Origin of the sequence: Parabacteroides massiliensis (genome assembly GCF_900155425.1) — a bacterium.
Lineage (GTDB): Bacteria > Bacteroidota > Bacteroidia > Bacteroidales > Tannerellaceae > Parabacteroides > Parabacteroides massiliensis.
In genome coordinates this window covers 388,790-412,172 of sequence record NZ_LT700189.1, presented here as the reverse complement: position 1 = coordinate 412,172, position 23,383 = coordinate 388,790, and the positions used below count along the sequence as shown (strand labels likewise).

The 23,383-nt window shown below is 48.5% G+C and carries 21 protein-coding genes; 11 read left to right on the top strand and 10 right to left on the bottom strand.

All coding sequences use genetic code 11. From position 1 onward, the window contains the following. The first annotated feature begins 87 nt into the window (after positions 1-87). Positions 88-1,014, top strand: a complete 927-nt coding sequence (locus BQ9893_RS01730; RefSeq protein ID WP_075964457.1) for a magnesium transporter CorA family protein — start codon at positions 88-90, stop codon at positions 1,012-1,014. Between the two features lie 284 nt (positions 1,015-1,298). Here the strand turns inward: BQ9893_RS01730 and BQ9893_RS01725 are convergent, their stop codons facing one another. After that, positions 1,299-2,354 carry a winged helix DNA-binding domain-containing protein gene (locus BQ9893_RS01725; protein WP_075964456.1) on the bottom strand — a complete coding sequence of 352 codons (1,056 nt, stop codon included), beginning with the start codon at positions 2,352-2,354 and terminating at the stop codon, positions 1,299-1,301. 13 nt (positions 2,355-2,367) lie between these two features. Beyond that, entirely contained in the window at positions 2,368-3,660 is a 1,293-nt protein-coding gene (locus BQ9893_RS01720; RefSeq protein ID WP_075964455.1) for an L-cysteine desulfidase family protein, read from the bottom strand. 167 nt (positions 3,661-3,827) lie between these two features. On the opposite strand from BQ9893_RS01720, the gene BQ9893_RS21965 reads away from it, so the two are divergent. After that, positions 3,828-4,118: a hypothetical protein gene (locus BQ9893_RS21965; protein ID WP_075965357.1), complete on the top strand. Its 291-nt coding sequence runs from the start codon at positions 3,828-3,830 to the stop codon at positions 4,116-4,118. Between the two features lie 4 nt (positions 4,119-4,122). Here BQ9893_RS21965 and BQ9893_RS01710 read toward each other — a convergent pair whose 3' ends face one another. Next, entirely contained in the window at positions 4,123-4,785 is a 663-nt protein-coding gene (locus tag BQ9893_RS01710) for a glycine zipper family protein (protein WP_075965356.1), read from the bottom strand. Between the two features lie 135 nt (positions 4,786-4,920). Between BQ9893_RS01710 and BQ9893_RS01705 the strand changes: the two genes are divergently transcribed. The 4 genes from BQ9893_RS01705 to cysK all read left to right on the top strand — a co-directional run bounded on the left by BQ9893_RS01705 (position 4,921) and on the right by cysK (position 10,558). Continuing rightward, a complete protein-coding gene (locus BQ9893_RS01705; RefSeq protein WP_075965355.1) occupies positions 4,921-6,840 on the top strand; it encodes an AAA domain-containing protein in 1,920 nt (639 codons plus the stop codon). Between the two features lie 299 nt (positions 6,841-7,139). Continuing rightward, positions 7,140-8,372 carry a Cof-type HAD-IIB family hydrolase gene (locus BQ9893_RS01700; protein WP_075964454.1) on the top strand — a complete coding sequence of 411 codons (1,233 nt, stop codon included), beginning with the start codon at positions 7,140-7,142 and terminating at the stop codon, positions 8,370-8,372. After that, on the top strand, positions 8,369-9,493 hold the full coding sequence (locus BQ9893_RS01695; RefSeq protein ID WP_075964453.1) for an isochorismate synthase: 1,125 nt from the start codon (positions 8,369-8,371) through the stop codon (positions 9,491-9,493). Before BQ9893_RS01700 ends, BQ9893_RS01695 begins: the two co-directional genes overlap by 4 nt. A gap of 117 nt (positions 9,494-9,610) precedes the next feature. After that, positions 9,611-10,558 carry a cysteine synthase A gene (gene cysK, locus BQ9893_RS01690; protein WP_075964452.1) on the top strand — a complete coding sequence of 316 codons (948 nt, stop codon included), beginning with the start codon at positions 9,611-9,613 and terminating at the stop codon, positions 10,556-10,558. Between the two features lie 85 nt (positions 10,559-10,643). On the opposite strand, the gene BQ9893_RS01685 is transcribed toward cysK, so the two are convergent. Continuing rightward, positions 10,644-11,558: a ThuA domain-containing protein gene (locus BQ9893_RS01685; protein WP_075964451.1), complete on the bottom strand. Its 915-nt coding sequence runs from the start codon at positions 11,556-11,558 to the stop codon at positions 10,644-10,646. Positions 11,559-11,651: 93 nt separating this feature from the next. On the opposite strand from BQ9893_RS01685, the gene BQ9893_RS01680 reads away from it, so the two are divergent. The 5 genes from BQ9893_RS01680 (at position 11,652) to BQ9893_RS01660 (ending at position 16,997) form a co-directional block, all read left to right on the top strand. Beyond that, the gene (locus BQ9893_RS01680) at positions 11,652-12,512 is read left to right on the top strand and encodes a hypothetical protein (RefSeq protein WP_075964450.1); all 861 of its coding nucleotides are present in this window, start codon (positions 11,652-11,654) and stop codon (positions 12,510-12,512) included. Between the two features lie 53 nt (positions 12,513-12,565). After that, complete coding sequence (locus BQ9893_RS01675; RefSeq protein ID WP_075964449.1) at positions 12,566-14,107, top strand: ClC family H(+)/Cl(-) exchange transporter; 1,542 nt, start codon at positions 12,566-12,568, stop codon at positions 14,105-14,107. Positions 14,108-14,216: 109 nt separating this feature from the next. After that, complete coding sequence (locus BQ9893_RS01670) at positions 14,217-15,377, top strand: sensor histidine kinase (RefSeq protein ID WP_075964448.1); 1,161 nt, start codon at positions 14,217-14,219, stop codon at positions 15,375-15,377. Then, positions 15,377-16,123, top strand: a complete 747-nt coding sequence (locus BQ9893_RS01665) for a LytR/AlgR family response regulator transcription factor (RefSeq protein WP_208610797.1) — start codon at positions 15,377-15,379, stop codon at positions 16,121-16,123. The genes BQ9893_RS01670 and BQ9893_RS01665 overlap by 1 nt, the downstream gene beginning before the upstream one ends. Positions 16,124-16,310: 187 nt before the next feature. Further along, entirely contained in the window at positions 16,311-16,997 is a 687-nt protein-coding gene (locus BQ9893_RS01660) for a queuosine precursor transporter (protein ID WP_075964446.1), read from the top strand. Here BQ9893_RS01660 and BQ9893_RS01655 read toward each other — a convergent pair. From BQ9893_RS01655 to BQ9893_RS01630, 6 genes are all read right to left on the bottom strand, one after another. Next, positions 16,992-17,624: an HAD family hydrolase gene (locus tag BQ9893_RS01655; protein ID WP_075964445.1), complete on the bottom strand. Its 633-nt coding sequence runs from the start codon at positions 17,622-17,624 to the stop codon at positions 16,992-16,994. The two genes, BQ9893_RS01660 and BQ9893_RS01655, sit on opposite strands and share 6 nt — an antisense overlap. Before the next feature lie 38 nt (positions 17,625-17,662). Beyond that, on the bottom strand, positions 17,663-18,991 hold the full coding sequence (locus tag BQ9893_RS01650; protein ID WP_075964444.1) for an ABC transporter substrate-binding protein: 1,329 nt from the start codon (positions 18,989-18,991) through the stop codon (positions 17,663-17,665). A 16-nt stretch (positions 18,992-19,007) separates the two neighbouring features. Beyond that, positions 19,008-19,796, bottom strand: a complete 789-nt coding sequence (locus BQ9893_RS01645) for an ABC transporter permease (protein ID WP_075964443.1) — start codon at positions 19,794-19,796, stop codon at positions 19,008-19,010. Beyond that, the gene (locus BQ9893_RS01640) at positions 19,793-20,566 is read right to left on the bottom strand and encodes an ABC transporter permease (RefSeq protein ID WP_075964442.1); all 774 of its coding nucleotides are present in this window, start codon (positions 20,564-20,566) and stop codon (positions 19,793-19,795) included. Before BQ9893_RS01640 ends, BQ9893_RS01645 begins: the two co-directional genes overlap by 4 nt. A gap of 16 nt (positions 20,567-20,582) precedes the next feature. Next, positions 20,583-21,989 (bottom strand): polyamine ABC transporter ATP-binding protein, encoded by a 1,407-nt coding sequence (gene potA / locus BQ9893_RS01635; RefSeq protein ID WP_075964441.1) that lies wholly within the window; start codon positions 21,987-21,989, stop codon positions 20,583-20,585. Between the two features lie 108 nt (positions 21,990-22,097). Continuing rightward, the gene (locus tag BQ9893_RS01630; protein WP_075964440.1) at positions 22,098-23,294 is read right to left on the bottom strand and encodes a uracil-xanthine permease family protein; all 1,197 of its coding nucleotides are present in this window, start codon (positions 23,292-23,294) and stop codon (positions 22,098-22,100) included. Positions 23,295-23,383 lie beyond the last annotated feature (89 nt).

Sequence of the window (23,383 nt, the reverse complement as noted above, 5' to 3'; positions counted from 1 at the left end):
GAGAAACAGAAACAGAAAGTAACAAGTAACGCACAGGGGTACAACAGCAAGGCCTCTGTACGTTGACAAAAACGAAAGGAGGCAATAATGAGAACTTTTCTTTATTGTGAAGCCGGCTTTGTGGAAAAAGACCAATGGCTTCCAAACAGCTGGATCAATGTAGAATGCCCTACGGCAGAGGATATCCATTACCTGACAAACCAATTCAATGTTCCCGAATCTTTTTTAAGCGATATTGCCGATACGGACGAACGCCCGCGTATCGAATATGAGGGAAATTGGTTATTGACCATCATTCGGATTCCGGTGCAGAGCCAGGAACAGGGTATTCCTTTCACGACCATTCCCCTGGGAATTATGACAAACAATGAAATCATCATATCCGTTTGCTACTACAAGACGGAACTGATACCGGACTTTATCCGGTATACCCGCCGCAAAGAAGTCGTCGTACGTCATAAATACGACCTGATCCTGCGGCTGATCCATTCGTCTGCCGTATGGTTCCTGAAATATCTGAAACAAATCAACAACGAGGTGGCGCACGCCGAAAAAGCACTGGAAAAGAGTATCCGCAACGAAGACCTGCTTCGCCTGATGAAGTTAGAGAAGAGCATGGTTTACTTCAACACCTCCATCCGTGGCAACGAAGTGATGCTCAGCAAACTGCAAAGCATTTTCCAGGAACCGGCCTATATGGACAACGAACTGGTGGAAGATGTGGAAACGGAGTTGAAACAGGCGCACCTCACGGTCAATATCTATAGCGACATCCTGACCGGTACGATGGATGCGTTCGCCTCCATCATCTCCAACAACGTGAACACCATCATGAAGCGCATGACCTCCATCTCCATCATCCTGATGGTCCCCACCCTCATCGCCAGCTTCTACGGCATGAACGTCCCGATCTACGGAGAGAACATGCCGCACGGTTTCGCCATCATCGTCATGGTCTCCATCACGCTATCGGCCTTATCGTTCTTCATTTTCAGGAAGATCAAATGGTTCTAAACTGAAAAATCCGCTTTACCTTCACAGGCGAAGCGGATTTAATATCGATAAGCTTTTTCTAATCAAATATCCAATCAGAAAACAATATCTCGGGAAGGATAATATCTAATTCTGGTAAAGAAACAGCAAAGGACGTGCCGGAAACGGGGAAGAAGACACATTAAAAAAACAAACAACTGATATACAAGCCTATAAAAGCGGCACACTTCATACAGAAGAAATCGGAGAAGTGTGGAACGGATTGGGGAAAGTGTGTAAAAAATCCACAGCCGAGTGTGGAATCCCTACTTTTGGGTGTGGAAAGAGCAATAATAATCGACTGCCTTTTTCAGCAAATCTTCCGGAAGATCGAAAGATTCATCGAACAAAGACGTTTCGACAGCAAGTGCTTTCTTTTTCGAATCTTTTTTCCAATTGCCGACGATCCGGCCATTATACAGGATTACGGGGTAAAAGATACCGAAAGTATTGAATGCTTTAGGATGATGTTCGCGCAGCATAACGGTCGTCCGGTCTTTATAACTGATCAGATATTCATCATACGAGGGCAACAGATGCAACACTTTCCGGCAACGGGCCTTCAAGTCGCAAGTTGCATGCAGGTAAAAAGTTTCCGAATCAAACTTTTCGGCAAGCAGATCGCCTTCGATCAACGCAACCGCATGCCGTGCCTCGGTCGCCGTCAAGCCGGACCACCAGACAAAATCAGGCAATGTGGCCGGGGAATGGCTTTGAAAATATAAGGTAGCCAGCCGGGCGAGCGCCTCTTCGCGGTTGAGTTCTTTCACAGGAGGCACACGTTCTTCCAGCAAAGCATAGGTCGGCTTCTTGTTTTTATCTACCCCGCTGCACACAAAACCATCCGTTTCGGCACGGACCAGAAAATAATGTATCAAGTGATTGTCCGCCTCGATCCCTGCCCGACCGAACTCATCCGCCAATTCCTGCTTTGTCAGGCTCTTGTTTCCACCCAACAATCGTTCCAGCAAGCTGCAACCTTTTGCATAGAAGCTTCCGGTTATCTCCATCTTCCGGCTTTTTGCATAGGAATCGAAGGCTGTCCGTATACGGTCTCCCGACAATTGCAGCATCCAGCGGATATCCTCTGCTGCTATGAAATGCCAAGTCGGCCGCAATATATGGGTACGCAGGATTTCCCCCTTTGCAAGCGCATCGTCCACCGCCTGCAACGAAGAAGACTTCAAACGAGTCCCGACCGCCCATTTCGCCATCGTATATTCTTGTGCCTGGATAGCTCCCATCCAGGCAACCAAGTCTTTCGGGTTCTTGAACCAGGGTTTTGCCAATTGATGACTCAACAGACGGATATCGGTCAGCATATTCTCAATTTCGTTAGCAGGATTTTCCGGTCATAATATCCAGCACCAGTTTATCGGTAGCTTCCATACCTTTGGAACCGATGGAAGTCAGGTTGATGATCGACTTGTCGACATCCTCATCGATAATGCCCTCGACCGGAGTTACCACCTTGTTTTCCATTGCCATCAGCGCGGATAGCATCGCAGTCGAAACGCCACTGGAAACTTTCATGGCGCAACTGGGTTTTGCCCCGTCGCAAATCATACCGGTGATATTGCCGATCATGTTCTTGATCGCATAGGAAATCTGCACCTTATTACCCCCCATCAGATAGGTAATGCCGCAACTGGCTCCCGTGGCAGCCACCACGCAACCGCAAAGAGCGGACAGACGTCCCAGGCTTTGTTTGATATAGATGACCATCAGATGGCTCAACATCAGGGCGCGAATCAACTGCTCTTCCGAACATCCGATATCTTCGGCAAAAGAAAGGACGGGAAGTGTCGCTGCAATTCCTTGGTTGCCACTGCCGGAGTTGCTCATCACCGGGATCATGGCACCATCCATGCGGGCGTCGCAGGCGGCGGCCGTCATTGCTAACATGTGGGTATAGGCTGACTCGCCCATATATTTACGCCCGTATGCGCCGGAAACGGTTTTGCTGACCGTATGGCCGAAATTACCTTTCATGGAGGCCTCGGCCGCTTTCCGGTTCAGATCGGCAGTCTCCAGGATAAAACGTATCTCATCGAGCGGCATTTCCATCGCAAACTCATACACGGTAGAGAAAGAGAGCCTCAATTCGTCTTCACCGCCCGAAGTGTCGCAGGCAACATCCTCTTTCCTCCGGTCTGCCAAGACCACGCCATTCTTCTCCACATACACGATATTCGTATGTTCATGGCAGATAATCACCCGCGCCGTTTCATCTCCAGCTGAACAAATCACTTCGATATAGAGTTTGTCGACATTCTCCTTCAAAGCGATATGAATCCGTTTCTCCTCGATCATCTGCTTTCCATCGGCAAGCGCTTCAGGCGTGAGGTCACGCAAGACTTCGAGGCCATAAGCAGACTTCCCGATCAACGTGCCTAAAGCGATCGCTATCGGCAACCCGACCATTCCGGTTCCGGGTATTCCAACGCCCATCGCATTCTTCAGGATGTTGGCACTCAGAAATACTTCCGTCTTCTCCGGCCTGCAGCCTAATGTCTCGGCAGCCTTAGCGGCAGCCAATGCGACCGCAACCGGTTCCGTACAGCCGATAGCGGGAATCACTTCCTGATGTATAAGTTGAATGATTTGTGTTTGAGTTGTTTTATCCATGATATAGATATTCTTTGACTTTAATCGGTACAAAGATAAGATATCCTTTTTAAAACATAGATATTTCGATTGCAGAACATAGATAATTTGAACTATTTCTTTAATTTAAAGAAAATACCCGACAGAAAAACGTATATTTGTTTCATCTAATAAATAATCAATACATTATGGGAACTTTAGGCTGCATAAATGATATGTTACAACGGGACAAAGAGAACCGCGAGCTCCGGAAATTAAGCAGAGAACGCCTAAAGGAAACCCGAAACAGGCTCATGGGAATCGGGAACAGTACTCAACTGCCCAATACATCCGTTGAAGAAATGAAAGAAATTCGAAAAAGGACTATAGAGAAAGAAAAAGCAGATGCCAACCATCTATCCAAAATAAAATTACTTTTAGCCATATTTGTTTTATTCGTCCTCCTTTCTGTATGGATGTTTTATTCTCTCATCGGATAAGATATCACTTGTCGCCACCGGCAGTTTTGACCGTAAAGGTTTCCTCTTCCGTGCCGTTGCCACGCCCTTCTTCCAGGCGGACACTGAACACAGCTTCACCCGTACGCAACTTCGGGGAGGCCTGCACCGTGACGTTATAGGTGATACGGTCATCGCGGGTGATTTTTGCAATCTTGACCGGCTCGGACAGTCTCAGGTATTTGCCCTTCTTGACTTTCACTATCGGTTCTACGTCCAAAGCATCCTGAAAACTGTTGTTCACGATCACGAGGGAGATACGGCAGGTTTCGCCTGCATTGATCTTGTTGTCGCGAGTAAGGCTATCCTCTTCCAATAGGATGTCTTCGATCTGCAAATCGGGAAGGAGAACATGAGAGGACGGCGTATAATTTCCCGGATTCCTTTTCTCCACTCTGACATTGTCGCCTGTATTTGCTGCAATCTGCGCACCGGCGATTCCTCCTACCGCCGTCCCGACAAACGCCCCTATGTCGCCGCCGATATCATCGTCTATGGCATTTCCGACCGCTCCGCCGAAAAGCCATCCGACAAAAGCACCTATCTGGGCTCCTACGCCTGCCCGGTCTTCCCGGCTCATATTCTTCATCGAACCGCATCCTGTCAGAACCGACAAAGATATGATCGCATACAGAACTCTGTTTTTCATACTCTTCAATTTTAATCCTTCCAAATTAATGAACAAAGATAGCCATCTGTTCGATTTAATGACATCGGAAAGGCGAAAAACCCCTATCCGATTGCGTTTTTTTATGTAAGTTTGCGCCCGATTAAACAAAGAATGATGACGACTCAATTCAAGACTCCGACAGCAGACCTGCAACATCAGTACGAGCTTCTGCAGAAAGAATTCGAATATGAAAAAGAGATGTATCGCCAGCAAACCGAGCAAGCCGGCATACACCGCCGCATCCAGCAAGGACTGTGCTGGTATCCTGTCGTACCGGGAAAGAACTACTATAATTCCCTGAACCAGCTTGTCGTCGAAATCGAACGGCTGGAAGACAAAGAGATCGAACACAATTTCGAATATGGCCGTCCGGTCTGCTTCTTCACGACAAAAGGAGGCGGAAAACCGGAATACCTGAACTTCACGACCGTCATCAGTTATGTGGAAGACGACCGGATGGTCGTAGTTTTGCCCTCTCCTAACGCACTTATGGAGATACAGAAGGCAGGCGAAATCGGCGTTCAGCTTTATTTCGACGAGACCAGCTACAAGATGATGTTCAACGCCTTGTCTGCCGTTATCCAAGCGAAAGGAAACCGGCTGGCCTACTTGCGTGATGTTTTGTTAGGCCAAACTCCCGTCGGCCGGCGTACGCTTTTCCCCATGCGCTTTCCCTGGCTGAACCTATCGCAGGAAGAGGCGGTCAACCACGTATTGGCGGCAAAAGACGTATCGATCGTACACGGCCCTCCCGGAACCGGCAAAACGACCACTTTGGTGGAAGCCATCTATGAGACTTTGCACCGGGAAAACCAGGTAATGGTCTGTGCTCAAAGCAATACGGCCGTGGACTGGATATCCGAAAAACTGGTGGATCGCGGCATCCATGTCCTGCGTATCGGCAATCCGACACGTGTAAACGACAAGATGCTTTCTTTCACCTATGAACGGCGTTTCGAATCGCATCCCGACTATGCCGAATTGTGGGGAATCCGCAAGGCGATCCGCGAAATACAATCCAACCTCCGCAAAAAGAGCCACAGTGAGAAAGAAACGGCCCGTAACCGTCTCTCGCGTCTCCGTTTCCGGGCGACAGAACTGGAAGTGAAGATCGACACGGAACTGTTCGACGAGGCGCGTGTCGTAGCCTGCACGCTGGTCGGATCGGCAAACTGGGTGTTGACCAACCGCAACTTCACGACTCTTTTTATCGACGAAGCTGCCCAGGCTCTCGAAGCCGCCTGCTGGATCGCGATCGGCAAAGCGGACCGGGTCATTCTGGCAGGCGACCATCACCAGCTCCCTCCTACCATCAAATGTATGGAAGCGGCACGCGGCGGATTGGATCACACCTTGATGCAAAAAATAACTGACCGGAAGCCCGAAACTGTCTCGCTTCTGAAAACGCAGTACCGGATGAACGAGGACATCATGCGTTTCCCTTCCCGTTGGTTCTACCATGACGAGTTGCAATCCGCACCGGAAGTCAAGCATCGCGGCATCTTGGAGTTCGATACGCCTGTCGTCTGGCTCGACACGGCAGACTGCCATTTCGAAGAAGACCAGCTCGCCGACAGCATGAGCCGTATTAACAGAGACGAAGCGGCACTGCTTGTCTCGACCTTGCAAAAATATATCGAAAAGGTCGGCAAGGAACGAGTCTTGGACGAAAGCATCGACTTCGGACTGATTTCGCCTTACAAATCGCAGGTTCAATATATCCGCGGACTGATCAAGCGCAACGCTTTCTTCAAACCTTTCCGCCGCCTGATAACCGTCCACACCGTAGACGGCTTCCAGGGCCAGGAGCGCGATGTGATCATGATCAGCCTCGTACGCGACAACGACAAAGGACAGATCGGTTTCCTCGGCGACCTGCGCCGCATGAACGTCGCCATCACCCGCGCCCGCATGAAACTGATGATCTTGGGAGACGCACCGACACTGACACGACACGCCTTCTACAAGGGGCTATACGAATATATCCGGGAGAACGGGCAGGTGATCACCGTTCAATCTCCTCTCCCGGCGTAACCCCTTATTGTCATATTCATAAAAAAGCCATTGGTCCAAATCGAAACTACTACCGCATCTATTTCGATTTTGTACCCCATATAACGCAATTTAGTAGCAAGGGTAATATTTTTTAACAAACTACCTTTTCCCACAGGCTACAGAAAATCAAGCTAATATACAATATCTCCTTTTTTAGGGGGATATTGTATTTTGTGCAAAATCATTATCGTGGACTAAAACTTTCACACTCACGATTAAGCGGATGGTAGCAAAAATTCACTATATTTGTTGGACATAACAAAAAATACAGAGAGCCCATGAAGTACAAATTATTAGTTCTCGACGTAGACGGGACGCTGCTCAACAACAAAAAAGAGATCAGCCCCCGTACCCTGGCTGCCCTTCTGAAGGTACAGCAAATGGGAGTACACATTGTATTGGCATCAGGAAGACCAACTAACGGAGTCATGCCCATCGCTGAAAAGCTGGAACTGAATCATTATGGAGGTTACATTCTTTCTTACAACGGCGGTCAGATCATCAACGTGCAGACCGGCGAACTTTTATTTGAGAAACGTATCGATCCGGAATGGATCCCCTATTTCGTACAGAAAGCAAAGAAAAACGACTTTGCCATCTTCACTTATCACAAAGATTTCATCCTGACAGACAAACCGGACAACAAGTTCGTCATCCAGGAGGCCAACCTGAACAACATGCAGGTAGTCGGTGTCGACAACTTTGTCGAAGCCGTCGATTTTTCGCCCTGCAAATGTATGCTGGCGAGTGATGACGAAGAGGCGCTCGTCGGTTTGGAGAATCATTGGAAGAAACGCCTCGACGGTGTGCTGGATGCATTCCGGTCGGAACCTTACTTCTTAGAAGTCGTTCCGCAGTTTATCGACAAAGGAAACACTTTGGGCGTATTGATGACCAAACTGTCCGTACTGCCGGAAGAGGTGATCGCGATCGGCGACGGTGTTTGCGACGTGACCATGTTGCAGCTTGCCGGTGTCGGGATCGCAATGGGAAATGCAGCAGATTCGGTTAAGGCTTGTGTGGACAAAACGACGCTCACCAACGAAGAAGAAGGCGTGGCCGTAGCCGTCGAACGGGCAATTCTGGCCGACATACGCCCGACGGAAGTACCGCTCGACCAACTGAACAAGCGTGCCCGGCACGCCCTGATGGGAAACCTCGGCATCCAATACACCTATGCATCCGAAGACCGCGTGGAAGCGACCATGCCGGTAGACGAACGTACCCGCCAGCCATTCGGAATCCTGCACGGCGGGGCGACACTCGCACTGGCCGAAACAGTTGCCGGGCTGGGATCGATGATCCTGGCCAAGCCGGACGAAATCGTGGTCGGCATGCAGGTCAGCGGCAACCATATGTCATCCGCCCATGAAGGAGATACCGTTCGCGCCGTCGGAACCATCATCCACAAAGGACGCTCTTCGCACGTTTGGAACGTCGATGTATTCACATCTACGGATAAATTGGTTTCTTCCATCCGTGTAGTCAACAGTATATTAAAAAAGAAATGACACCAGACGAATTAAGAGTTTGTAACGCAATCGACACATTAATCAGAAAGAACCGGAGTTTTGCACTCTGGCGGATACCGGGAGAAGCACCCCGTTTCGCCATGCAGACCTCCGGTTCTGCACGTCTTCTCTATAACATCGAAGAGCTGGACGAACAGAGCGGTTTCGTCATCGCTCCCTTCCATGTCAGCCAACAACATCCGATCGTACTGATCCGCCCGGACATCCAGGAACTTCCGCTCGGCGAGGAAACAACTGTTTCATGCCTATGGGACAGAAGTTCCATGCCTACGGAACAAGAGTTCCATCATCGTGAAACTTTTGTTTCAAGCCGTAAAACTCCGAAGGAAGACTACAGCCGTCGTTTCAATGCCTTCATCGAACCGCTGCGCCGAAAGCAGTTCGAGAAACTCGTGCTCTCACGCAGCCAGACGATCCCGGCAGGCAAAGCGGGCTTCTCCCCTGCCGCCGCTTTCCATAAGGCAACCGGGCGATACAAATATTCGTATGTTTATCTCTGCCATACACCTGCGACAGGCACGTGGCTCGGCTGTACGCCCGAAATCATCCTCTCCGGCAAGAACGGGGAATGGCATACGGTTGCCCTTGCCGGCACTCAACCGCTCCAAAACGGAGAACTGCCGACAGAATGGGACGACAAAAACAGGGAAGAACAGGAATATGTCTCTTTCTATATCCGCAAACAACTGCAAGCATTAGGCATCAAACCGGCAGAGACAGCACCAGTCCCGGTACGCGCCGGCGAATTGTCACACCTGAAAAGCGACTTCCGTTTTCCTTTGCCCGACAACAAGAAACTCGGCGACCTGCTGAAACGGCTCCATCCCACACCTGCCGTCTGCGGGCTGCCCAAAGAAGAGACGTATCATTTTATACGGGAGAACGAAGGCCACGACCGGAGCTATTACTCGGGTTTTATCGGATGGCTGGCCCCCGAAGAGAAGAGCGACCTGTATGTAAACCTGCGCTGCATGAACATCCTTCCAGACGCTTTTGTTTTGTATGCAGGCGGAGGTATTCTCGCCTCTTCGGAAGCAGAAAGCGAATGGTTGGAAACGGAGGCGAAAATGCAAACGATGATGCGGTTGCTGGATGCATGAAAAAATATACCATATTTATGGTATTTCAGGAGACAGAAAACAGGATTACCTTTGTAGCAGACAATTGATAATAGACAATTGACAAATCAGATTTTAAATTTATAATTCTTAATTTATATGGCACACATAGCAAAAAAACTGACTGACCTCGTAGGCAATACGCCGTTGTTAGAGTTCTCAAACTTCAACGCAAGCAAAGGACTGAAAGCAAAAGTAATCGGAAAACTGGAATATTTCAATCCGGCAGGTAGCGTAAAAGACCGCATTGCTTTGGCAATGATCGAAGATGCGGAAGAAAAAGGTTTGCTGAAACCGGGAGCAACAATCATAGAGCCGACCAGTGGGAACACAGGCGTGGGACTGGCTTTCGTCTCGGCTGCCAAAGGTTATAAATTGATACTGACAATGCCCGAAACCATGAGTCTGGAACGCCGCAACCTGCTGAAAGCATTAGGTGCCAACCTGGTCCTCACTCCCGGAGCGGAAGGGATGAAAGGTGCTATCGCCAAAGCGGAAGCATTGCGTGACGAGACACCCGGCTCCATCATCTTGCAACAGTTTGAAAACCCGGCAAACCCTGCCCGACATGCAAAGACGACCGCACAGGAAATCTGGCGCGATACGGACGGCAAAGTCGACATCTTTGTCGCAGGAGTCGGAACGGGTGGTACGGTCAGCGGCGTTGGCAAAGGACTGAAAGCGCACAACCCGAATGTCAAGATCGTAGCCGTGGAACCGGCCGATTCGCCCGTGCTCTCAGGCGGAAAACCCGGACCACACAAGATACAAGGGATCGGCGCAGGCTTTATTCCTAAAACCTACGACAGCTCGGTGGTCGATGAAATCATCCAGGTAGAAGGAGACGACGCCATCCGCACATCGCGCGAACTGGCACAAAAGGAAGGCCTGTTGGTCGGCATTTCTTCCGGTGCAGCCGTATATGCCGCCCTGCAACTGGCCAAACTTCCGGAAAACGAAGGAAAGACAATCGTGGCACTATTGCCGGATACAGGCGAGAGATATTTGTCAACGGTGTTGTATGCGTTCGAGGAATATCCGCTTTAAGGACTGATAATTGACAATTGACAATTGACAATTGGAAATGTTTTGATGATCATTTCTTTAATTGTCAATTGTCAATTACCAATTGTCAATTTTCTTTATACTCTTTCCGATAAGAGCAAGCAGTCTCCGTCGGGAAATCTTTCGGGACTTTCTGGGTCACTTTTCCGGTGGCCGCCCATTCGGCGCCACGAAGCAAAAGCACCTGGAAGCCCGTACACTGCATCGCGATATTATCTTCCGGAGTAGCACCGGCATGTCCAAGCATCGTATGGAAGATGCGGGCATTCCCGTAATCGACCGTAAAGATCAGCGGTTCTTCACGACCGGAACCATTTGTTTCCTTGTCCGAATAGGCTGTATACAAAATATCCCGGATATTGCCCGGTCCCCGCATACGGTCATAAAGTTCATCTTTGGCATGACGCCATTTCAAGGGCAGGCCTTTCACGATAGGATGCACTTTGTCACGCCCGTTCAAGACATATTCGTGCTGGCGCCCGTGCGAACCGCCCGGACCGGCCGAACTGTCCTTGACCAGTTTGCCGTCCTGCCAGTACACATAAGGACCGGAATTCTCGTTACGTCCTTCCCAGCCTCCCAATGCACATATCTTGTTGAACTCCGGCCATTTGGAGAAAGCGTTGTCGGCAGCATGGTAGATGACAACGCCACCGCCGTTCTGCACATATTCCAGGAAACGACGGTTCGTCTCCTCCGGCCATGAATCGCCGTTATAGTCCAGTACCACCAATTGATAGGGGCTGAAGTCGAGCACAAAACCGGACATATCCTTGCCTTGTTCGGGAGAAACGGCAAAGTCCACTTCAAAACGGCCGGAATTTTCCAGGATTTGTTTCAGCACGTTGTGGCTCACCTGCCAGTTATGGTTGTTTTGTCCTGTGATAAGTAATGTTTTAATCGGTTTACGCGCCGAAACCGTACAGGCAAACAAGAGGGAAAAGACAACAAAAAGCAGCTTTCCAAAATGTAAATGTCTCATGGTATTCTATGGTTTAAAGATTTGTTTGAGGCAAATGTACTAAATCGATATGAAATATGTACTTTTGTGGGCTGAAGAAAAAATACATCCATAATGAAATATTTATCCCGAATACTACTGACAACATTCGTATTTGCTTTTTTCGCAACCGACAGCCATGCCGACAGCTGGCGTGACAAGACAGAACTGCTCATCTATTCCCCGCGCTATTTCGGACCGAACGCTTTCCCGATCCCGGAAATGAGAGACGGACAGGTGAGCGAACGGTACGAGGTGGAAGTACGGGGTGAATATCATTATTATACTGGCGACAAGACTTGGGACATCGTTGGACGCGCCCTGTTGCCGTTCTTCAGAGGACGTGCGGGAGTCGAAATAAACTGGTGTTTCAAGGAAAAATATAAAATGACGCCGGAGACACGTGACGAACGCTTCGCCGTGGAGACGGAAAGCCCGATCAAATATAACGGCGACGTCATTATCAGTTCCTTTTTCCAAGTCCTGAGAAGCGAAAAATGGGTGGATGCGACCATCAGTGCCAATATTAAGACAGCCAGTGGAGGCCGCCTGTGCGATGCCCGTTTTACAGATGCCGCATCCTACTGGTTCGATGTAAACGTCGGCCGGAACCTGTGGAAAAGCACTGACGGAAAGGCTTCGATCCGTATGCAGGCGCTCGTCGGGTTCTATTGCTGGATGACGAACGACATGGTGCATCGCCAGAACGACGCCATCTCCTACGGGGTCGGGTTCACCGGCAAATACAGAGGTTTCACGCTCGCCACCAACCTGGCCGGGTTCTACGGATACGAGAACAACGGCGACCGCCCCATACACTGGCGCAACAACCTCAGATACGAGATCAAGAAAAACATCATCTCTTTCCGGTATACCCACGGAATGAAAGACAATCTGTACGAGACTTATTCGTTGGGATATATCCGGTGTTTTTGATAATTGAGAATTGAAAGTTAAACCAACGGCCTTTGCTCCCTGTTTAAGGGGAGATGAAAGTTAATCGGATAGTAAAACTGAAGTTGGTAGATGCCAGACTCTATTTCGTGAGTCTGATCGTGGGGTTGCTGACCGGATTGGTGGCGGTCCCTTACCACTTTTTGCTGCAACTTTTCTTCAATATGCGGAAGAACTTCTTCCAGTCTTCACCTCCTTGGTTTTATCATATCGCCTTATTTCTTGTCCTGTGGGGAGTACTCTGCTTCATTGCCCGTATGGTCAGACGGTGGCCATACATCGGAGGCGGAGGTATTTCGCAGACACGGGCCGTTATCAACGGACGCATCGAGTATGTACATTCCTTCCGCCAACTGCTGGCTAAGTTCGCGGGCGGTGTCCTGACGCTCAGCAGCGGCCTTTCGATGGGGCGCGAAGGGCCTTCCGTACAAATGGGGTCCTATATAGGCGACCTGGTCGGCAAATGGGGACATATCCTGGGTGGTGAACGCAAGCAGCTTCTCGCCGCGGGTGCAGGTGCAGGATTGGCAGCCGCCTTTGCCGCTCCCCTTGCCGCCGCCACGCTGGTGATCGAATCGATCGAACGCTTCGATGCACCGAAAACGGCTATCACGACGATCCTGGCCGGTGTCGTCGCCGGAGCGATCGCCAGTACGATTTTCCCGATCAATCCGTATCACGACATACAGGCCATCGTACCCGACCTGCCGATAGGACTGCACCTCAAGCTGTATCTTCTGTTTGCCGTGATCGTATCGGTTTTCGGCAAATTCTATTCCCTGCTGATGCTATACGCCAAACGGATGTTCCCGGCTATCCGGCAACCGGAGCATATCAAGCTGTTAGGGCTTCTGGTCATGGCCTACCTCATTTCGCTGACCGTCACCGACCTGACCGGCGGAGGCGAACAATTTCTGATGCAGCAGGCGGAAGGCGGCAACGGTAATATCTATTGGATTGCCGGAATGATGTTCCTTCACATGGTGTTTACCGTTTTCTCCTTCTCCTCCGGATTGCCGGGCGGGAGCTTCATCCCGACACTTGTGACAGGCGGACTGATCGGCAAACTCTATGCCCTCGTCCTGGTGCAACACGGGATCATCGGGATGGCAAGCGTGAGCTATGTCATGCTGATCGGGATGGGCGCCTTCCTGGTCGCTGTCGTACGCACTCCTATCACGGCCATTATCCTGATTACGGAAATCACGGGGCATTTCGAAGTTTTCTATCCTTCCATCGTAGTAGGCGGACTCACCTATTATTTCACGGAACTGCTGGAAATAAAGCCGTTCAACGTGATGTTCTATGAAGAGATGATCAACAAACCAGTTTTCAGGGAACAGAAACGGCTGACTTTGGACGTGGAGGTGATGGCCGGAGCCTATTTTGATAGCAAAGAGGTCGACACTCTCAAACTTCCCAACCATTGCGTAATTATAAATATCCACCGCGACCGTAAAGACATCTCGCCTGCCGGACAAACCATCCTCCCCGGTGACCAGCTCACCATCGAACTGGATGCCCAAGATATAGAGAAACTGTACGAACCACTGGTGAGCATGGCCAATATCTACTAAAAATATCCCGTTTCGTCGATGAAATATCCCTATTCATTGATTTTCCATTCCAGTTTTTGACAAACACGTATCTTTGCACAAAACAATTCCGGTTTTAAAAGGATACCAAATGGAAAAACAGGAACGTAGGCTTCAACTATTAGAGAATTTCATTTACCTGATCATCTGGGTAGTGGTCTTAGTCATGCCTTTATGGGACACCGACCGATTCAAGGGTCCCTCCGAATTCGACTGGGAATCGGCTTTCCATGCCTGGAAAATGATATGCCCACTCCTCATACTGTTTTTAGTCAATAATTACATCCTGCTCCCATTCCTGCTGGTCCGTAAGAAATCGTGGCTGTACCTGTTGTTCACAATTTGCGCGATAGGGCTGACGATCATCGTCAGCATCAAAAACATGTCTGCCCAGGACATGCCCGGCAATCGTCCGCCATGGGGGAACAACAACAGGGAACAAGCGTTGGAACAACGGTCGCCGATGATCCCGGAAAAAAGGCTTCGGGCCAATCCCCAAATGCCCGGCCATCGGTTCAATCCGGACAGCCAGCCCAATCCGGGTGGTTTCCGGCTGCCTCCGTTTATAGCGCCTCACTTCCTGATCGTCATCTTGATCATCGGGGTAAACATGGCGATCAAGTTCCTGTTCAAATCCATTCGCGATGACCATCGGATGAAAAGCCTGGAAAAACAGACTTCCGAGGCGGAGCTCGCTTATCTGAAACATCAGATCAACCCGCATTTCTTCATGAACACGCTCAACAATATCCATGCCCTGATCGACATCGACAAGGAAAAGGCACAGAAGACCGTCTTGGAACTGTCCAAGATCATGCGGTATGTCCTCTACGACGCATCGCTGCCTTCCGTACCACTGGAGAAGGAGATACATTTCCTATCCAACTACATCGAGCTGATGAAGATCCGATACACGGAGCAGGTGGATATCAGGATTTCCTTGCCCGATGAAATCCCGAACACACAGATTCCGCCCCTGCTTTTCATCTCTTTCCTGGAAAATGCTTTCAAACACGGCATCAGCTACAAAAGTGAATCGTTTATCCATCTTTCCATGAAAATCAAAGATCAGGAATTAGATTGCCTGATCGTAAACAGCTACTTCGAAGAAAAGGAAACGGAAGACACGGGTATCGGTTTGGATAACACCCGGAAACGTCTTCGTTTGCTTTACGATACAAATTATACACTTCATATAGAAAATAAGGATGATCAATATCGTGTCCTTCTGATAATACCCATACAATTATGATACGATGCATAACGATAGATGATGAGCCTTTGGCGCTTATTCAACTGACAGGGTATATAGAGAAAGTCCCTTTCTTGAAACTGGTCAAGGCGTGCAACAGTGCCCTGGAAGCGCTCGACCTGTTGGCGAAAGAATCGGTAGACCTCATCTTTGCCGACATAAACATGCCTGACCTGAACGGAGTCGATTTTGTCAAATCACTGGTCAACAAACCGATTATAATCTTCACAACGGCCTATACGGAATATGCGATAGAAGGATTCAGGGTGAATGCCCTCGACTATCTGCTGAAACCTTTCGGCTACAACGAGTTTTTGAAAGCAGCCAATAAAGCGCTACATCAATACGAGCTACAGACAAAAACCCCGCAGTCTTCTTTGCAAGCCTTTCCGGAAATCCCGGCTGAAAACAGCAATAACAACTTGTTTATCAAGGCAGACTATAAGATGATCCGGCTGGATATGAATAAAATCATTTACATGGAGAGCCAGAACGAATATATCCGTATCTTCTTTGAAGACCAAAAGCCAATCATGACTTTACTAAGCATGAAGAAGCTGGAAGAACGCCTTCCTGCGGAAAGATTCATGCGCGTCCACCGCTCCTACATCATCAACTTGGAAAAGATAACGGCTGTCGCCAACAACCGTATCATATATGGCAAAGACACCTATATCCCAATCGGTAACCAATACAAAGACAAATTCAACGAATACCTTGAAAAACACTATTTAGGGAAATTATAAATTATCACCGAACACGATCATGATTGAAGGGAAGTACACGCACTTGCTTATAAGCTATTCTTAAAAGACTGATTAAGATAGTTTTCATTATCTCGCTTTTTATTTCTACCTTTGCCTGCAAAATACCAAAAACGTTCCTTTACATTATTCACCGAGTGCTTGATAAACCTCGTTAAAAACAAGAAATATGCAGAAGACATCTACCGTAACCGTTCCGTTCATGCTGTTGGGCATCCTATTCAATATCTGCCTGGTAGCTTCAAACCTGTTAGAAACCAAAGTCATACAGGTATTCGGCATCACAGCGACTGCCGGACTGATCGTTTTCCCGATCTCTTATATTATCAATGACTGTATTGCCGAAGTATGGGGATTCAAGAAGGCACGCCTGATTATCTGGAGCGGGTTCGCTTCGAATTTCCTTGTAATCGGATTTGCACAATTGGCGGTGATGTTGCCTGCCGCTCCATTCTGGGAAGGCGAAGAAGGTTTCAACTTCGTGTTCGGGATGGCACCACGTATCGCCATAGCGAGCCTGATGGCTTTTCTTGTCGGTTCGTTCCTGAATGCTTATGTGATGAGTAAGATGAAGATAGCTTCGGCCGGAAAAAATTTCTCTTTACGGGCCATCGTCTCCACTTTGGTCGGCGAGAGTGCCGATTCGATGATCTTTTTCCCGATCGCTTTCGCCGGACTGATACCGGTTGGCGAACTTTTTATCATGATCGGGACACAGGCGGCTCTGAAATCCCTCTATGAAGTAATAATCCTTCCTGTCACCATCCGTGTCGTTAACTACATCAAGAAGGTAGACGGAAATGACGTGTATGACGTGGGGACTTCATACAATATACTAAAGGTGAAAGATCTATGATTTATGATTTATATTCCCAAACAAATGTGACCAGTCTTCACGGGGTTGGGGAGTATAGGTATGGAATCCAAGCGATTCCGCTGTACGGCAATTGGGGACGGCATCGTCTATGAAAAGTGTTTCTTCAGGACGGATGTTAGCGTCTTGCAGGACATATTCGAATATTTCGGCATCAGGTTTCAACAGATGAAGGCGGTAGGAAAGATAAATGTGATTGAAAAAGTCGGAAGCATGATGGCCTTTATAGGAGAAACAGTTTTTTTCCGACCAGTTCCAATGGATCTCGTTCGTATTGCTAAGCAACATCGTATTGTAATGCTTGCGAAGGTCGAGTAAAAGCTCCAGCTTATAATCCGGGACATCACCGAGCATGGCAATCCAGGCGGCATCGATCTGTTCGTCCGTCAAAGGCTGCTGTGCCAGACGGCGGATACCGTCGCGAAACTCCGCTGTCGTGATGGAACCAAGCTCGATCTTCATAAAAAGATCCTTTTGCTGATAGTTGTTGACTATCTGCTCGCGTATATTTGTAACACCCAAACTTTCGAATGCCTCGATACATCTATTACGGGTGAGGTTGATAATCACACCGCCAAAATCTATAACCAAATTTTTTATGCCTTCCATGACCTTCTTTTAATAGAGAATTTTGATTCTAACAATTACTACCAACGACGGCGACGCCTGCGATGTCGTTGCTGCTGTTTATATTGACGTATCCTGCGATATACCAGCCAGACAAATAACACTCCGAACACGGCAAAGATCAGCAAGACGATTCCGGTATTCAGGTTATCTCCTTTCACACGGCTCCACATCTCTAAAACCAGTTCCGTCCGGTCTCCGAAATCGCGGATCATGGCGCAACGCTCCACTACCCTACGGTCGGGATATTGTACCGGATTGATCCGGATGCTATCCGCACCGTGACCGAAGAAATAACTCAGATCGGACACTTTCTCGATTGTCGAATCGATCTTGGCTTCCATGATTTCGGGAGTCGCAATGGCACTGACGTAACCAATGGCATCCATATTCCGCAAAGCGACGTCCGGACGACAAAGATAATCAATAAAATAACTGGCGGCCTTTACATTGCGGGCATATTTAGGGATCGCCCAACCATCATACCAGATATTGCTGCCTTCGCGGGGTACTTCATAGTCCAGTTCCACCCCGACAGCCTCTGCTTCGTCCATCGCCCAAACCGCATCTCCGCTCCAGGTAAAGTTGAGCCACGCTTTGCCTTTCGTCATCATCTCCTTACCGAAGTCAGCCTCCCAACCGGCAATGTTGGGTTTCATCTTTTTCAGATATTCCTCTGCCAGGGCAATCGCTTCGGGAGAGTTGTCGTTCATCAACTGTTCGACCGTTACGACACCGTCTGCCAGCTCCTTTGCATGAGCATAGATAATGGCAGTACCGTAGGCATCGCGATAGCTGTCTTTCATCAGAATCTTATTCCTGAAATGGGGATCCCAGAGACAATTCCAGCTTTCCACTTCTTCTTGGGCCACAAACTGCTTATTATACAGTATTCCCGCTGTCCCCCACATATAAGGCACGACATAGTCGCTCGTTTTCCGCCCCGGTTGGCTTAGCTTATTCAATTGCTCACGGATATAGGGAGAGACATTATCCAGATAATCCGGCGTCTTCCCGAAATTACGATCTATCGGGATAAGGAGGTTTTTCTTCAGCATCCGTTCGATGATATATTCGGACGGGCAGACCAAGTCGAAATCTTCATGCCCGCGTTCGATCTTGGTAAGCATAATTTCATTGATATCGAACACTTGGTAGATGATCCGGACATCCTCACCGGTCTGTTCCTTATACCAGGCGGGAAACTCGGCCAAGACATCTTCGTCGATATAATCCCCCCAGTTATAGACTTTCAGGATATGGCTACGTTCCTCGTCCGTACGTCCACATGAGGACATTGCACCTAAAAGGAGCATGCAGCCGGCAATTATTGTAATCAGTTTATTCATTTCCTGCTTTTCTTCATTAGCTTTTGGACTTCTCCGCCCGTTTATTAATCACAATCAAAAGGACAAGTACCGTCACGAAGATGATAGTCGACAGCGGACGCAACTCCGGTGTCAGTCCTCCTTTGCGGGCATCCGCATAAATAAAGGTCGACAGGGTTTCCAGTCCCTCATTGCCGATCGTAAAGATGGTAACGGCAAAATCGTCGATCGAAAGCGTAAAAGCCAATATAAAGCCGCTGATCATTCCCGGACGAATCTCCGGCAAGATCACCTTGCGCAACGCCTGGAAAGGAGTCGCCCCCAAATCGAGCGCCGCCTCATAAACATTTTGATTCATCTTTTTCAGACGAGGCATAACACTCAAGACCACATAAGGCGTACAGAACGTGATATGCGCCAGCACGACCGTCGTGAATCCCTGCGAAACACCAAAACTCACGAACAGCAGGAAAAGAGAGACACCCGTAATAATATCAGCATTCATCATCGGGATCGCATTAGCAAAATTCATCACCTGGCGGGCCCGTGAGCGCAGGTTGAAAATGCCTATAGCCGCAATGCTGCCTAACAGCGTGGAGACGGTCGCCGCAATCATCGCAATGGCAAACGTATTCCACAACGCGCTCACCAACGAACGTTGCACGCCTCCTGTAAACAGCGAACTATACAGTTTGGTTGAAAATCCCGTCCAGTTTCCCAAGACTTTCGCTTCGGTAAACGAGAAAATCATAATAATCAGAATCGGAGAATACAGCAGCGCCAACAGCAACCACAGATATCCTTTTGCCATCCATTTCGTCATCATATCACACCTCCCCCTTCGTTTGAAGCGTTGTCTTCCTCATTCGTAAAAAGGATGGTAACGCCGATCAGCAACAACATAATCAGAGAAAGAGCCGCGCCATAGTTCCACATGCCGTTATAGATATTTTCCTGCACAGTCGTACCGAACAGTTTGATGTTATTCATCGTCAGCAATTCGGCAATGGCAAACGTGGAAACTGTCGGCATGAAAACCATTACGATCCCGCTCATCACACCGGGCATCGAAAGAGGCAGGATCGTCTTCATAAAGACTTGAAACGGATTGGCGCCTAAGTCCTGTGCCGCCTCGATCAGGCTGCGGTCCATCTTTTGCAATGTATTATAAATAGGATAGATCATGAACGGAAGAAAGTTATACACCATACCGAAAACCAACGCCCCTTCTCCCAGCGGCAGGTTCAGGAAATCGAACAGCGCCACTGTAGCCAGTGTACGGATCAGGATATTCACCCACATCGGCAGGATGAACAACACGACCATCGTCCGGGAGGTGTTGAAGCGTTCCTGGCTCAAGATATAAGCAGCCGGATAACCCAAGATAAGACAGGCAAGTGTCGTGATAATCGCAATCCCGATCGAATAAACGAACGTGTTCATCGCTTCAGGATGCACCATGAACTTACGGAAATTAGCAAAAGTGAACGCGCCGTCGGCATCTGTAAACGCATATAATACGATCAGCAACAAGGGCATTACGACAAAAACAGCCAAAAACAGGGCATAAGGAATCGTCCAGTTCCTACGCCGCATAAAAAAAGCTGAAATCTTACTTATCACTTCCTTCCTTTTTAGTTGATTGAACAATCCGTATATTTTCGGGAGCGATCGTGATCCCGACCCGGTCGCCGTCGTCCCAGACATCATTTGTATCGACAAAGATATCTTCGTCCCAGTCGGTAAACACCGTCAGATGATAATGGTTGCCTTTGTAAAGGATAAATTTCACTTCGCCGGTCAGACGTCCGTCTTCTTCATTGTCTTCCAGGATGACGTGGTCAAAGTCCACTTCGACCTGCACGGGCGTTTCCGGCTCAATACCGGATACCTCTCGGCATTCGAACGTACAACCTAAAAATTCCACATGCGTGGCATCCACCATCTTTCCTTCGAACGTATTGCAGATACGTTCTTTTTTCATCACGTGTATATCGAATGGTTTGACCAGCAGGCCGACCTCCTGTCCGGCATCGAAGCAATGGTAGTCCTGCACCATAAACTCATAGCCTTCCGGTGTCTGCACCATCATTTCGTAGTGGACGCCCTTGAAAATAGAGGAGGTAACCGTCCCGGTCAGCATGGCGGCTTCAGACGGTTCGAAAATATAAATGTCTTCCGGGCGGAGTACGACATCCACCGGAGCCTGTTCGCCGAAACCTTCATCCACGCATTCGAACTCATGTCCGGCAAAGGATACTAATTTATCTTTGACCATCAAGCCGTTCAGGATGTTACTTTCACCGATGAAGTCGGCAACAAACGAATTGATCGGTTCGTTGTAGATATCTATAGGCGTTCCGATCTGCTGGATCTTTCCTTCGCTCATCACGACGATCGTGTCGCTCAAGGTGAGCGCTTCCTCCTGATCGTGGGTGACATAGACAAAGGTGATCCCAAGAGACTTATGCATTTCCTTCAACTCCATCTGCATATCCTTCCGCATCTTGAGGTCAAGAGCTGCCAGCGGCTCGTCCAACAGGAGTACTTCCGGCTCGTTCACAATAGCCCGGGCAATCGCAACGCGTTGTTGTTGCCCGCCGGAAAGGGAATCCACATCACGATATTCGTAATCGGTCATTCCTACCATCTTGAGAGCCTGCTTCACCTTTTTCTCGATCACGGCAGCCGGAAGTTTTTTCAGCTTCAAGCCGAAAGCGATATTATTAAAAACATTCAGATGGGGGAAAAGGGCGTATTTCTGAAATACGGTATTGACCGGACGTTTATGAGGGGGTGTTTGCGTAATTTCTTTTCCCGCAATGGTTATAATACCTTCTGAAGCTGTCTGGAATCCGGCAATCAGACGCAATAATGTCGTCTTGCCACAACCGGACGGCCCCAGAATGGTTACAAACTCGCCCTTACGGACGGACAAATTCACATCATTCAATACGGCCTTGTCTCCAAAAAATTTAGACACATGCTCCACACCGATGATGCAGTCAGATTTTTGCATAGACAAATTCCCTTTTACCAATACTAATTAAACATATTTCCGCTTCTTCACGTTAAAAGCGGCACAAAGGTAATAATTAATTGATAATTGAGAGTTGAAAATCAGAAATTACGACTGAGTCTTACTTTTCGGCAATACCAAGTTCAGAACAACGCCCAGCAAAGCCGAAAGTCCGATACCGGCCATCGTGAAACCTCCGAATTCGATAGCGGCACCACCGATACCGAAAGTTAGGATCAACGAAACGATGATCAGGTTGCGAGTGTCACCCAGATTAGTCCGATTCTGGATCAGACTGTTGATACCGACAGCGGCAATCGTTCCGAACAACAGCAACATGATACCTCCTAACACGGCGGAAGGAATCGATTTAAGCAACGCACTGATCTTTCCGAACACAGAAAACACAATACCACTTACAGCAGCAATACGGATAACGGCCGGATCCGTAATCTTCGTCAGCGAAATAGCTCCTGTCACCTCCGAATAGGTCGTAACGGGAGGCCCCCCGATCAATCCGGCAACAATACAAGCCAAGCCATCTCCCAACATCGTACGATGAAGTCCCGGATCTTTTACGAAGTCTTTCCCTGTCACTTCGTTGATAGCATACACATCGCCTATATGTTCGATCACGGGAGCAATCGTTACCGGAATCATAAAAATGATTGCTTCCCATGACAATGAAGGTTTAACAAATTGCGGAAAGGCAAACCAAGGGGCTTCGATCACCGGCTTGAAATCGACCAAGCCAAACAGGCTTGCGGTCAGATATCCGACAATGATTCCACAGAAGATAGGAATTAATTTCAACATTCCCCGTCCCAACATAGAGGCAAGGATGGCAGTAAGCAGAGCTACCAGCGCCAGCGGCCAGTTCTCCTTTGCCATATTCACACCGGAACCGGCCAACGACAGACCGATCAAGATAATAACCGGTCCGATCACCACCGGCGGAAAAAGCCGTTTGATAAAACCAATTCCTCTCCAACGGACCAACAGGCTCATCAATCCGTAGACAGCACCCACAGCCACCAAGCCGGACATCGTACCGGGCAAACCGTATAACTCGGTCGCTTTTATGATAGGAGCCACAAAAGCAAAGCTACTTCCAAGAAAAATAGGAACTTTTCCTTTCGTTACCAGATGAAAGATTAACGTACCGATCCCCGCCGTAAAGAGAGCGGTGGAAGGATCAAGGCCAACAAGCAAGGGGACAAGAACAGTCGCGCCAAACGCTACAAACAAAAACTGAACACCTACTACCGTTTTTTGGACAGGGTTCAGGGGTTTCATATTCTCCATTCGTTTTAAATTAACTTTTTGCAAATATAGTACAATCCATCAATACTTCGGTTAATTTTTACTGCGATTTTAAGAGTTAAACATAGAGC